A 14501-nucleotide genomic window follows, 5' to 3' on the forward strand; every position below is an offset into this window, starting at 1 on the left:
ATGCTTTTCTGGCATGTACCAGCCCCGAACGAAGCACTGCTCATCTCAGGCTCCAAGCGCGGTTCGGCGGAGTTGCAGTTCCGTATCGTCACCGGTCACGGCACGTTCGTCCCGCCGGTAATGCAGAAGGCGCGACTGCTGTCGCTGGCCCTGCGCGAGTCCCAGATCATCGAGGATTGCGTTACCCGCCAAGGGGTGCGCCTGACCATTCAGGCGGTGGCCGCATTCAAGGTCGGCGACGACCATCAGTCCATCGCCAACGCCGCCCGGCGATTCCTCACCGAGCAGGAGCGCCTGGAGGAACTGGTCGGACGGATCTTCGCCGGGCACCTACGCTCCATCGTCGGCGCACTCACCGTGGAGGAGTTGATCCGGGAACGCGAGCGGGTGGCACAGGAGGTGAAAGACGGCAGCCACAGCGAGATGGAGAAGCTGGGAATCGTGGTGGATGCCCTGCAGATTCAGGAGATCATCGACAAGAGCGGGTACATCACCAACCTGGCCGCACCTCACGTGGCGGCCGTCGCCAGCGCGGCCCGAATCGCGGCCGCCAAGTCCGATCAGGAGGCCTTCGAGCGAGAGCAGGAGGCGGGCGCACTGAAGGCACTCTACGAGCGCGACGCCTCGATCAAGATGGCCAGCTACGCCGCTGAGACCGAGAATGCCCGGGCCAAGGCGGCGCAGTCGGGCCCGCTGGCTCAGGCCCAGGCAACCCAGGAGGTGATCGAGCAGCAGACCGCGCTGGCACGACGCCAGGCCGAACTGGCCGCCCAGCAGCTTGAGGCTGACGTCCGGCGACCGGCCGACGCCGAGGCGTACAAGCAGCGCACGATGGCCGAGGCGCGGCGGGACCAGGCGAAGTTCGAGGCTGAGGCCGAGGCCTTCCACGCCACGACGCTGGCCGACGCCAACGCCCGCGCCGTCTCGGTCAAGGCACGGGCCGAAGCGGATGCCGATGCCTATCGCCGCACCGCCAAGGCCGACGCGAGCGCCGCGGCAATCTCGGTCGAGGCCCAGGCCGAGGCAAACGCCGAGGCGTACCGGACCACTGCGATCGCCGAGGCACGGGCCAAGGCGGTGCAACTCGAAGCCGACGCCGACGCCGAGGCCAACTCGGTACGGGCCGCGTCCTTGAGAGACGGCAATCAGCAACTAATTGCGGCCAATCATCTGATCGAAGTACTTCCGATGATGGTCGAGGCGGCCGCCAAGGGGCTGGCCGGGAGCAACCTCACAGTGCTCAACGGCGCGGAGGGACTGGGACAGATCGTCACCGGCTTGGTGGGTCAGGGCCTGGCCATCTTCGACACCCTCAAGAAGGCGACCGACCACGCCGAGACAGCCGTTCAACGCAGCGAGTCCGGTCCGGCGGTCACCGCCGGACCGGCCTCAATCGAGGCGGCCCCGACGCTGGCGGCGACTCGCAACTAGCAGGCCCGCGCCCAGCACCAGCAGCAGCAGGGCAAGGCCCGTGCTCTGCCGGGCGGAGACACCGGTGGCGGCCAACGCCCCGGTGTTCTCCGTCTTGGCGCTCGGCCGAGCCTTGGGCGGCGTGATGGTCAGCGCCTCCACCGCGAAGTGGGTGGTCGGCGAGATAACGGTCAGCTTCACCGGCAGCGAGAAGACCGAACCGGCGCCGTTGGTGAAGACGACCCGATAGAGATACCCATTCTCGCCCTTGGTCGCGACGAAGGTCAGGAGCGCGTCCCCGGACGGGTCGGCGCCGCTGATCCAGGTCCGGCCGCCGTCCTTCGACTTCTGCCAGACGTAGGTCGGCCCGGGGAAGCCGCCGGCGGTGGCCCGGAAGGTGACCACCTGTCCGGCCCGGACGCTCACCGCCTTGGGCTGAAGCAGGATCTTGGGAAGCGATGCATTGACCAGCAGGAACGACGACGAGCCGGTGGAGTCGACCGGAGGCGTGAGCACGCCGCCGCCGACCACCGGCGGAGTCGGCGCAACCAGCACGACCGGCGGTACGAGCGTCGCGATCACGTAGTAGCTGCCGGTGCTGAGGCCGGCGATGAACCCGCTCGCCACCGCGTTCCCGCTGGCGTCGGTGACCACGAGCAGTGTGATCGCGCCGCCCGGGAAGGTACCGCTGGGCGCGGTCGCGGGTGCGGTGAAGAGCACCTGCGCACCGGGTACCGGATTGCCGTACTGATCGAGCGCCGTCGCGGTGAGCGGCAGTCGGAACGGACGTCCCACGAGAGCGATCTGGAAGGTGCCCGTGGTGGCCACCACGGTGACCGCGGCGCCGGCCAGGTTGGTGAGGGCGAAGACGGCCGAAGAGACGGTCGGGGAGACCGCACCGGCGCCGGAGATGACACCGACGACGCTGTACGTGCCGGACTTGGTGCTGGCGGTCAGGATCGACGAGGTCGCCAGGCCGTCGAGGCCGGTCACCTCGGTCTCAACCGCCGTCGCATTGCCGAAGGTGGCCGTGGGGACGGTGAGGCCACGTGGCCCCACCGGTGCGGTGAAGACGACCGTGACACCGGGCTCCGGGTTTCCGTAGCTGTCGGTGACCAGGGCGGTAATCGGTGCACCGAAGGCGGTTCCAACCAGCGTCGACTGCGGTGTGCCGGCTTGAGCGGTGATATGTGCCGGGGCACCGCCACCGAGTTCGTTGGGCAGTACCACTGGCACCCGGGCCGGGGTGAGACCACAGGCGACCCCGGGGGCCGATGCGACGTTCAACGCGGCCCGGCCGGTGCGGACGTTGACGCAGAAGAGGGCGTCGACGGCGGCGTTGTCGGCCGGGTTCAGAATCGGGCCGTAGCGGTTGGCCGAACTCGGTGCGATGGTGGCGATCGGCTGGAACGGGTCGGCCGTCGAACTCGCCGGGGCCAGTGCCACCACGTTCAACACGACCGGGGTGAACCAGTTGGTCGCATCGAAGGTGACGGCGGCCAGGTTGTCGCCGCCGGCGGCGACGAAGCGACCGTCGCAGCTGCACGGGTCGTAGATCACGAAGCGGCCACCGGTGTTGATCCGGTACGTCACTGGGCCGGTCGGGGCGGCGCTGAGCCGCAGCGTCAGCTGCGAACCGACCTGATCTCCGGCGGTGACCACAAGGGCCGGCGGCGAGACGATGAGACCGCTCTTGACGGTAAGCAGATTGACCACGACCCGCAGCGGGGTCTTGAGCGCCTTCGCGTACGCCTGGTACGCCGGATCGGTGCTGGTGACGGTGTGTGTGATGACATTCTTGCCATTCGGGTCAAGCACCAGCGCCGGATTCGCTGTACCGCCAGTCGGCTGGGTTGGCGGGGGCGGGGCAAGCGTGGCGGCGACGGTGATCGTCACCGGCAGGAACCAGTTCGTGGAGTCGAAGGTGATGCTCTGGGTGGCGGCGTCGAAGCGGGCGTCCGCGCTCGTCACGGTGAGCGTCGTCGGGTCGAAGCCGAGGGCGATGGTGACCGTCGTGCCGGCGGCCGGGGCGGCGGCCAGCACCACCGTGTAGCTACCGGTGATCCCCTGGGGCGGGGTACCGGCCAGCACGCTGACTCCGCCGTCGGGTTGGGTGATGATCACACCGGGCTGCGATGCGCCGAGCAGGTTCACGTACACGTTGCGGATCGACACATGGTTGTACCGATCGTCGCCGCTCTGGCTGCTGTGGCTGATCGTCTCGACGGTCGCGCCGGGCGCGGTGACCGCGCCGGTGATCGCTCGGACGAGCACCGTCTTGGGCCCGGTCTCGCCCGCGGCGAAGACGAGAACCACGTTGTCCGACCACGTCAGGCCCCCGTCGATCGAGACCTGGGCGAACGGCGTGCCGGTTGCGAAGGCGGCCGAGATGTTCACGTACACGGTCGCCTTGGGCGGCGTGGCCAGGCGGACGGTGTAGCTGTCAGTCGCACCGTTCGTCGTTACCGCGGTCGAGCCGCCGGTCTCGGTGATGATGATGGACCCACTCCCCTGGTCGATCACCGTCACCGGTACGACCGTCGGGGTGTTCGCCTCAGCCACGGTGCCGATCGTGATCTGACCGGTGGATCCGCCGGTCGCCAGGACTCCGCTGATGATCGGGGTGAGCAGGCTCGACAGACCGGTGAGGAGGGTCGAGGCGGCAATGACGAACGGGCCACCGCCGGGCTGATGCAGGTTCTGGTAGCTGATGTTCAGTCCCTGCCCGAAGACACCGGTGGGCGTGGTGAGGATGTCGTGGGCGTCACCCACCGCCAGCACGTAGAGCTGGCTGGCTCCGGTCCCGCCGTCGACCGAGACCGGGGCGTCGATGTTGTACACCGGCACCGCGATCCGGACCGGCAGGGGCAGCAGGTTGGTGGCGAAGGTGTCCACCATCGGGCGCCCGGTGGTGGGATCGATGAGGGCGGAGGTGATGAAGGTGAAGAGGTCGTTGCCGGTGCCGGCCTCAAGCCTCAGTTCGGCCTTGTTCGAGTAGACCAGGAACGTGTCGTTCCCGGCGCCGCCGTAGATGGTGGTCGGGAACCTGTTGCCGCGGCTCAGGAAACCGATGTTGGTCTGGGTGGTCGCGAACTGGTCCTCGGGGAGCACGTACGGCGCGACCCGCGGCAGGTAGTAAAGCTGTCCGACGTCGAAGGTGTCGTTACCGTCACCGCCGTTGATGGTGGTGATCGCGCTGTTGTCGTCCATGGCGAAGAAGTCGTCGCCGCCGAGGCCGTTGACGGTGAGCCGGCTGTTGATGTGCTCGTCGTAGTTGATCCGCTCCACGTCCTGACGCTTGCGCCCGAGCACGTCGGTGTAGGTGCCGTGCAGCAGCGCCACGAAGGCCGGCGACTGGGCCTGCGGCTGGTCGGGGATGAAGGAGGAGCCGCGCATCAGGAAGACATCAGGTCCGTCGGCCCCATTGACGGTGAGCGTGTTCCGACCACCCAGCGGCCCGGTGTTGAGAACGTCGATGCGGTAATCGTGGGTGGCCGCCGCGTCGCTGCCCCAGGTGTTGACGACGTAGGTGTTGTCACCCAGTTCACCGTTGAGCATCAGGCTGTCGCGGACTAGTTGGCCGCTGTACTGGTCGCCGGAGGTGTCGACGTGCTTGCCGGTCATCGTCTGCAGCCGGTCGACCTGGAAGAAGTCGTTGCCGTCGGGGCTCAACCCGCAGTTGGTGCTGACGTTCGTCGGCGGGCAGTTGCCGGTGTTCGGCGTTGCACCGTAGACGTTGGTCTGGCCGCCGAGCAGCGTCTGGTCGAAGTAGAAGTTGTCATCGCCGCGACCACCGAAGATGTTCGTCGGGTGACCCACCACGATGCCCCGGAAATGCATGGTCGATCCGACTGCGGGGCCGGTGACCGGCTCCAGGTACTCACCGTAGATCCAGACGGTCGCGGCGAAGATGAGGCTGCTGACCGCGGTCTCCACGTCGTTGCCGACCAGCAGCCGCACCTCACCGCTGGCCGCCGCGATCAGCCCCAGAGCCAGCACGACGCTGCCGTCCAGGGTGCTACCGCTGCCGAGCAGGGTCAGGTCGGCGTCGGTGCGGCCAGTGGCGAACGGCACCCGCAGCCGCACGTCGCCGTGCACCGACTGGGCGCGCAAGACATTCAGCGCGCCGTCGGTCTCGGTGAGGTAGATGCCACCACCGGGCAGTGCCACCGCCCCGATCACGTCGCCGCCGAATCCGTCGGCGTAGGCGTAGAGGCGACCGGTGGCCGAACTGCTGGAGTTGATCCGGACATCGCCGGAGGCATCGGAGGTGTAGGTGCCGATCGAGCCGCCGTGGGCGATCAGATCGATACTGCGGGCCACGATGCTCGCCCCGGACGCGCTGTGGTTGTCCAGGATCGAGCCGGCGTCGGTGACCAGCGCGATGTCGGAGGTGAGCGAATCAGCCAGCGCCACATTCAGGTTGCCCTGGGTCTGCTCGATGAAGATGCCGGAGTTGGCCAGGGCCAGTAGCGCGCCGACGGCGGCGTTCGAGGAGTGGATCTCTAGGTAGTTGACCGTCGGGGTGACGAAGCCGATGCCACCGTGCAGGGCCAGCAGGGTGATGTTGTTGCCGGTCACCCGCGCCACGCCGTCGTCGGTCGCGGCGACGTCGAAGATCGAGGCCGGGTCGTCGGCGGCGATGAGTACGACGTCGTTGTTGGTCGAGGTGATGGTGCCGACCCGCAGGTCGCTCACCGTCTCGGTGTCGGTGATTCGCCCGTTGGTGAAGAGATCGATCTCGCCGACCTGGTCGCTCTGCGACAACTGCAGCGCCGGGTTACCCAACGCGAAGAGCGTGGCGTCGACGTTGGTGTGGGCCACGAACGTCACCTGGGTGCCGGTCGCGACGTGCCGGACGTTGATGTTGTTGCCGGCGCTGAGATCGGTGAAGTTGTAGGTGCTGTCGATCGGCGTCAGCACGTTGCCGAAGACCATCAGCACCGGGTCGTTGTCGACGAAGGGCTGATCCGGCCGGAAGAACACCCGGTAGAGACCGGTGCCGGGGAGGTTGGTGACCAGGTCCGGCGGGTTGTGCAGGTTGACCTGGATCGCCTCCGACGGCCATTGCGGCGCGTCGTTGCCCCACGCGCTGTCGTTCACGACGATGTCGATGTTGCCGCCGGCGTGGATAGGTCCGAGGGTCGGCGCGAACGGCGTCTGGTTGGCCCGCAGGATCGAGGTGATGTCCAGGACGACGTTGCCCAGCGCCTCGGCGACCAGGGAGATGAAGCGGGTCGGGTCGACGTTGTCGACGATGTAGTCGCTCTGCACCAGCAGCACCGGAATCGGAATACGGATGCTGATCCCGAAGAGGTTGAAGAGGATTCCGATCGATCCGGCCGGAGCCTCGAGCACCAGTGTGTTCGTCTCGATGAGCGGGCTGTCCGGTCCGGCGAAGATGTTTCCGCGCCCGTTGTTGACCACGGTGCTGCCGATCGGGTTGTAGATCAGCCCGTCGATGGTGACGTCGGAGTCGGCCACACTCCCGGCGAAGTTCTCGATGTCGACCGCGGTGGGTGTGAAGATCGGCGGCCCGACGTGGAAGGTGAACGGGATCTGGTTGAGCTGGACGGTGACCGTCGCGCCCGGGTTGTTCAGGTTGACGACATTGATGATGTGGGTGGTCAGCGCCCGGCTGGAGTAGTTGTAGATCTTGACGAAGTCGAAGGTGTTCTGCTGGACGAACTTCCCCTGGCTGCCGTCGATGAGGCTGGCCGGTGCGGTCGATCCGCCTTCGGTCTGGGAGACGCTGGCGTTGAAGAGCGCCGTCGCGCCGCCGTTGTTGACGATGTCCTGAACCTCGATGATGCGCCCGGACGGAATGGTGTCACCCAGGTCGTAACTGTTGCCGAGGTCGTCCTTCACCGTGATGCCGTAGAGCTTCACGATCTTGCCGCTCGAGTCGACGATCAGTTGCGGATCGGGTGTGTGCAGGTAGACGTCGGCGTTCCAGTGGATGGTGCGCTGGGCGTTGTTGTGGCTGCTGCCGTGGTTGCCGCCGCCGTCGAAGACGGCTCCGTCGTTGTCGTGATCGGTGTTCCAGTTGGTGACGTTCTGCACGACCTCGACGTCGAGGTGGCCGGTGCGGATGATCGCGGTGGCGTTGGCCGTGACGTCGGAGTCGCTGTTGTAGGTGATGTTCTCGGTGGTGTTGGTGTCACCGCCGAAGCAGCTGCAGTGGGCGTCGGTGTTGGCCGCGAAGCTGAGGTTGAGTGCGTTGGCCGCGATGCCCACCGTCTCATACCCGACGATCTTGGTGGCGCCGTCGATCTGCACCTGCTGGCCGGTGTTCGCGGTGATGGTGGCCTCGGCGTCGGACGCCGCGCCGAGGGCTGACGCGTGGGTGTGGCCGTTGTTGTGGGCGGTGATGCTGTCGGTCTGGGCGGTCAGTTGCACGTTGTCGGCGGTGAGGTGGGTGCCGGACTCGAGGTGGACGGTGGTGGTTCCGGTGACGTCCAGGTTGTTGGTTGCGTCGCCGTCGTCACCGGCGTGGGCGTCGACCCCGAGGCCACCCCCTTCGGCGCTGGTCGAGATGTTGCCGTTCACCGCGCTGTGGGCCTCGATATTGATGTTGTTGCCGGCGGTGATACTTCCGGCGATGTCGGTGAGGGTCGTGTAGTTGTCGGTCGACTTCGAGTAGGCGCTGACCCCGGCCCCGAGGCCGCCGCCGCTGGCGTTGGCCGACGAGATGGCCTGCACGAAGTTGAGCGGCGCGATCTTCACGCTGTCACCGGCGGTGAGGTTGGTGCCGGAGTCGAGCTTGACGGTGGTGTTCCCGGTGGCGGTCGCCTTGGCCTGCGCGCTGCCGACCGAGATGAGGCCGCCACCGCCGTTGGAGGAGTTCGCGCTGACGCCGGTCGAGGAGTTTGTGGTGATGGTGATGGAACCGACGGTGGTGAGCGAGGTGTTGGCGCCGACCTCGACGTTCACGTTCACCGTCTCGGTGGCGTTGGTGTTGGCGTGCGTGGAGTTGATGAAGCCACCCCCGCTGCCGGTCACCGTGGCGGTCGAGAGGACACCGCCACCGGCGGCCGGGCCGGTGATGCCGACCGGCGCCAGCTGCTGGGTGCCGCTGCTGGTCGCGGTCAGGTCGACGATGAGGTTCTGATCGCCGGTTCCGACGCCGATGGCGACCGGGGCGAGCTTGATGGTGCTGGCGCCGACTCGTCCGGTGCCGTCGAGGGTGAGCGGTGACCCATTCGGGGTCGAGGCCAGCTGGAAGGACGTGCCCGTGGCGTTGACCACGTAGTACCGGCCGCCGTCGGCCAGGCCGCCGATCGGCTGCTGACCCGGCGCGTAGAGACCCTGCTTGATCGCCGCGCCGGCGGCCGACTTGTCCGGCGTCAGCGGCAGCGCCTGCTGCGGGATGGGGTTGTTGTCACCGTCCACGCAGGTTCCGGTCGCGTGGCAGAGGGAGTCGGCGAGCTGGATCTGGTTGGCGTTGATGTTGATGACGTAGTAGGTGACGCCGTTGGTCAGACCACCGATCGGCCCGGTACCACCGTCGTAGACGACTGCGGTGCCGGTGGCCAGCCCGTGGTTGTGAATCAGGATGCGGTTGTCACTGTTGTTCTGCACCGGGTAGATCGGGTTGTTACTGCCATCGACGTTGATGCTGACCAGCGCGCTGCTGAAGACGGCGATCGGGGTGGGCGCGGTGTAGGTCACCGGGGTTCCGTTGCCGAACGGGTTGGTGGCATTGATCGTGTTTCCCGAGACATTCGCCCCGGTCAGGTTGATCACGGCGGTTGAGGAGTTGGGGTCGAAGAGCTGGATGTGCGAGTCGTCGACCACGTGCACCCGGTATAGCCCACCCGGGGTCAGGCCGGGGATCGCGCTGCCACCGGAGGGGACTTCGTAGATGACCAGGTCTCCCTCATGCAGGTTGTGGTTGAGGGGGACGAAGGTCGGTCCGACCATGCGCCCGAAGGAGATCGTGCTGGTGGCCGGATCGATGTTCGCGCCCCCGAACGTGCTGCCCAGCCGCACGCTGTTGGCGTTGACCACGAAGACGTTGTACTGCGCGTTGTTGGTGAGTCCGCCGACGTTCGGGTTCCCGGCGTTGGTGTAGGTGACGGTGTTGCCGGTGAGCAGGCCGTGCGGCGCGGTGAAGGTGATCGTGTTCGTGCCGGTGTTCACCCCGGTGCTGGCGTCGAAGAAGCCGGTGTTGCCGCTCGGCGGCGGGGCGGTGGTGTTCTGCTGGGCGGTGACGGTGATGCTGCCGCCAGAGTAGATCTGCGCGTTCGGTGCGATGTTGACGTTCACCGTCGGCGTGTTGTTGATCGTCGAGTTGTTCCCGACGATGTTCAGCAGGATCCCGGCCGACGTGCTGCGCGAAGCCGACGTGGCCACCGGCGAGGAGGCCGCCCCAAGGCTGATGTCGCCGACGGTGGTGATCACCGAACCGCTGCTGGCCAGATCCGCCTCGACGGTGGTCGTGGTGGTTGCGGTGGCCCCGGCATTGCTGACCCCGACGCCGGCGACGCTGGTGTCGCTGATGAGGGCGGTGCTGGCGTCGCTGCCGGACGCCTGCACCGAGATGGAGCCGGCACCGGGGGCGGCGTTGGTCGCGCCGTGGGCACTGCCGAGCATCTTGGCCCGGGTGATGCCGAAGTCGTTGGCCGCCGGGTTGCTCACATCGACGGTGGCCAGGCCGCCGTTGACCGAACCGCCGGAGGCGGTGGCGCTGTTGGTGGCGTTGGCGATCACGGAGATCGCGGCGCTGGGCGCGTTCAGCAGGGCGCCGGCGCCGATGACGGCCGAGGTCACGCTGGCTGCGTCGACGGTCGCCGTCGGTGAGGAGTCGTGGGCGGAGATGAAGCCTCCGCCCTGCGCCCCCGAGGTGGCCGACGCGGTGCTGGCGCCGACGGCCTTCACGATCAGCCCGGTCGCCCCGCTCAGCCGTCCGTCGAACTCGGCCGTGAAGGCGCCGGCCGTGCGGCCGATCGGGATGCTCGCGCTGCCGGCGATGAAGCCGCCGTTCACCGAGTCGCTCAGGGCGGTGGCGGTGTTGGTGCCGTTGGCCAGCACGTTGACCAGGCCGCTGGAGGCCAGCGCGCCACCACCAGTGGTGGCCGAGACGTTGGCCCCGTTGAGCACTTCGGCGTCCACCGCCGAGCCGCTGATCGAGCCGAGGCCGATGCCGATCGAGAGTGTGGTCCCCTCCACGGTGTTGGCTCCGGCCGCCTTCACGGTGGCCTGGTGGGAGGCGAGCACCGCCCCGTTGAGCTGAGCCGCGACCGCAGCGCCGACCTGCGCCTTGGCGAAGAAGATGCCACCGGTGATCAGGCCACCGCTGGTGCTGGAGACCTTGGCCGCGGCGTAGTTCTGGTGGCCCGCGCCGTCCGGGGTGAGCGTGGCCGACACGAGGACCGTTCCGGTCGAGGTGAGCGCGGTGCTCGCGGCGACGGTGGCGCTCACCCCAGCTGAGGCCAGCACCTCCGCGTCCACCGAGACGCCGGTGATGCCGACGATGCCGAAGTTCTTCACGTCGACCGTGGCGACGGCGGTGTTCTGCCCGCTGGCTGACACGGTGAAGTCACCCGAACTGGTCGTGCCGCCGGAGTAGGAGGCACTGGTCGGCGCGGCGACCTTGGCCGTCGGCAGCAGCGCGACCAGGTTGATCGCGCCGGCCGCCAGTTGGGACGGGGTGGCGGTGGCGTGATCGGTCGAGGTGGCGGTCACCGAGATGGCGCCGCTGACGTGCACCGTGGTCGCGGTCGCGGTGACCGCAGCGGTGACCGAGGCCGAGGATAGGACCTCCGCGTCGGCACCGGCACCGCCGCCGGTGATGAGGCCGATGGCGACGATCGCCGAGGTGGCGGAGGCGCTGTTGTTCCCGCCGGCACTGACCGTGAAGGAGCCGGCGCTGCCGATCGGGGCGCCGCTGCTGGCCAGGGTGGCGGCGGCGACGGTTGCGGTCGGGATGCTGACGCTGCCGGAGATGAGGCCGATGTTCGCGGCGTCGGTACTGGCGTTGGCGGTGTTGCCGGAGTTCGCGAAGACGCCGATCGCCCCGCTGGAGCTGATGCTGCGGGAGCCGATCTGGGCGCTGACCGCCGCGTCCGCGGTGACGCTCGCCGCCACCCCGGCGACCGAGATGGTGAAGAGCCCGATACCGACCGACTTGGTGCTCGCCTCGGCGTCGTTGGCACCGGCCGCCTTGACGGTGATGCCGGTCGAGGCGGTCACGGCGCCGTTGAGCGTGGCGGTGACGGCGCCGGCGACGGTTGCCGTGCCGATGTAGACCCCGGCGTCGATGAGGCCGCCGCTGGCGCTCTCCGCGCTGGCCGAGGCGAAGTTCTGGTGGCCGCTGCCGTCGGCGGTCAGAACGGCCTGGACGGTGACTGCACCGGCGGCGGTGATGGTGGCACTACTCGCGACTGAGGCGGTCACATCCGCCCGGGCCAGGATCTCGGCGTCCACGATCACGCCGGAGCCACCGGCGAGGTGGAAGCTTGCCACCTTGGCGGTGGCGATGGCGACGTTCTGCCCGTTCGCCCCGACCAGGAAGGCGCCGGAGGTGGTGACGCCACCGTTGAAGGCGGCGTTGGTGTGCGCACCGACCTTGGCCGTCGGGGTCAGCGCCGAGAGGGTGTAGCCGCCCACCGCGACCTGCGACGGGGTGGCGGTGGCGCGGTTGGTGGAGGTCGCCGTGACGGAGACCGTGCCGGCACCGGCGTTCACCGTGGTGGAGCTGTCATCGACGAGGGCGTCGACGGCGGCGGCACTGGTGATCTCGGCGTCGGATCCGGCGTAGCCGCCGACGATGAAGCCGACCTCGATGATCTCCGACGTGGCCGTCGCGTTGTTGGTGGCGGTGGCGGCGACGCTCAGACCCTGGCTCTTGAGCACATCACCGAACTCGGCGTGGGTGCGTCCGGCGATCGTGGCGATCGGGATGGTGCCACCGGCGCTGATGATCCCGACGCCGGCGGTGTCGGTGTCGGCGGTGGCGGTGTTGTGCGAGGTGGCGGAGACGGCGACCGCGCCGGACGAGGTCACCGTCCCGCCGAGGATGGTGGCATCGGTGACCGCGCTACCGGCGATGAGCGCCTGGATGCCGGAGACCGAGACCCCGAAGGCGCCGAGCGCGAAACTCTTGGTCTGGCCGTCGGCCCGGTTGCCGCCGCCGGCCGAGACCTTCACGCTGCCCGAGTTACTGACGTTGCCGTTCAGTTGCGCGGTGACGGCCGCCGCGACGATGGCCTGGGCGATGAAGACACCGATCGAGATGCCGCCGCCGGCGCCGGAGAAGATGCGAGTGCGGGCGTAGTCGGCGTTGCCGGCGGCGTCCGGCGTGGAGGCGGCGTTGACGCTGACCAGACCGGTCGAGGCGATGGTGCTGGACTTGTTCACGGTGGCCCGGATCGCGGCCTGTGAGGTCACCTCGGCGTCGGCGTCGACGCCGCTGAGGCCGCCGACGGAGATGCTGATGATGGTTGCCTCGGCGTCGGCCTGGTTCTGCCCGGCGGCGCTGACGGTGATCGAACCGGACGCGGTGATCTGCCCGTCGACGGTCGCGGTCGTCGAACCGTTGACAGTGGCGGTCGGCAGTAGCGCGCCGATCGTGATGCCGCCGGCCGTCCCACCCGGGGTGGTCGCGGTGGCGTGGTTCTGCGAGGTGGCCCCGACGGTGACCGCGCCGCCGGCGGCGATGTTCGCGAAGGTGGTGAAGCTGGCGGCGGTGGTGCGGTTCTCGGTCGCGGTTGCGATGGTGAGCCCGGCGGCAAACCCACCGGCCTTCACGTTCAGGACGAACGCGCTGACGGTATTCGTCCCACCCGCGGTAACCGAGACGCTGCCGGCGACCGGGCCGTGGCCGCCGAAGGAGGCGGCCGTGGTTCCCTCGATGGTGGTTATCGCCACGCCGGCCCCGACCCCCACCGCACCGACGCCGATCGAGTAGGCGATGGCCGGGGCGCTGATCGTCGAGTTGGCCGAGACATTCACCGCGCCGACCGGCGAGGCCGAGCCGATCGAGACGTTGCCGATGGTGGCGGTGGTATTGCCATCGATGCTGGCCACGGCGACGGCCGCCCCGACGGCGATCGCTCCGATCTGGCCACCGATCGCGCTCGGGGTGACGCTCCGGTTGCCGATCGCGGCGACGGTGACGCTTCCGCCAGCCTGCGGGATCGTCGCGTTGTCGTCGATGTGGGCGTTCTGATCGCTGTGGTCGTTGATCACCGCGATCTGGCCGCCGACCGCCACCGCACCGGCCTGGCCGCCGAAGGCGAGTCCGGAGGAGGTCTCGTTGGTCGAGGCGATGACGGCGACGTCACCGCCGGCCGAGATGCTCGCGTTCGAGCCGATCGAGGCGTCGGCGTGACTGTCGACGTTGGCGATCACCAGCGAGAGGCCGATGCCGACGAAGCCGCCCGCGGCGCTGCCGGCTAGGCCGGCGAAGCCGAAGTTCTCCAATGCGGCGACGGCGACGCTGCCGCCGGCGACGATCGTCACGCCTTGGCTGATGGCCGCCACTGTGCCTTCGGGGAGGCCGGGATTGGTGACGCCGCCGCTGATCTGGCCGGCGGTGGGCGCGTTGCTCTGGATTGAACTGGTGGCGTCAGCGGTGTGGTTCTTGATCAGCGTGTTGCTGCGACTGGTCGAGCTGCCCGAGGTCCCGCTGAGGATGCCCTGGAATCCGCCCGAGCCGGTGGCCTGGGTGTCGGCCTCGCCCTGCGGATCGCCATTGGAGGAGAGCCCGTTGGTCGATGGCCCGGGGCCGTTGCTGTAGTTCGGGTTGGGCTGGGTGCCGATCGTCCAGACCGAGACCGAACCCGCCGCCCCGACGAACCCGCCGCCGACACTCACCGCGTAGCTGGCGATGTCCTTGGCCGCGAGGGCGTACACGCCGACGTTGTTCCTGGCGTGGACGGTGGCGTAGAGGCCGAGGTAGGCCTTGGTGGTGGTGTCGACGACGCCCACGTCGACGCCGCCGGCGATGCCGACCGCTCCCCCGGCCAGCGCTCCGGCGATGGTCAGCGTCTTGGTGAAGTCGGCGGCGGAGACGTTGACCGACTGGGCCGCCCCGGCCCCGGCCTTGGTGTTGACCAGCGTCGGTGCCTGCGCGTTGCTGTCGATGA

General features: G+C 68.5%; 2 protein-coding genes (1 of these 2 running past the window's edge). One reads left to right on the forward strand and one right to left on the reverse strand.

The window, feature by feature from the left end; all coding sequences use genetic code 11:
* Positions 1–1431 (forward strand): flotillin family protein, encoded by a 1431-nt coding sequence (locus CPH63_RS17915; protein WP_096304157.1) that lies wholly within the window; start codon positions 1–3, stop codon positions 1429–1431.
* Here the strand turns inward: CPH63_RS17915 and CPH63_RS17920 are convergent.
* Positions 1390–14501, reverse strand: the 3' end of a protein-coding gene (locus tag CPH63_RS17920; RefSeq protein WP_157749634.1) for an immunoglobulin domain-containing protein. It continues 22438 nt past the right edge of the window; the window shows 13112 of its 35550 coding nt (coding positions 22439–35550); the start codon falls outside the window, past its right edge — the gene reads right to left on this strand; it ends in the stop codon at positions 1390–1392. The genes CPH63_RS17915 and CPH63_RS17920 overlap by 42 nt on opposite strands.

Source organism: Jatrophihabitans sp. GAS493 (assembly GCF_900230215.1).
GTDB lineage: Bacteria > Actinomycetota > Actinomycetes > Mycobacteriales > Jatrophihabitantaceae > MT45.

What these genes read in the sequence shown, in the direction of transcription:
- CPH63_RS17915 (WP_096304157.1), top strand. Translation starts at nt 1, where the DNA reads ATGCTTTTCTGGCATGTACCAGCCCCGAACGAAGCACTGCTCATCTCA.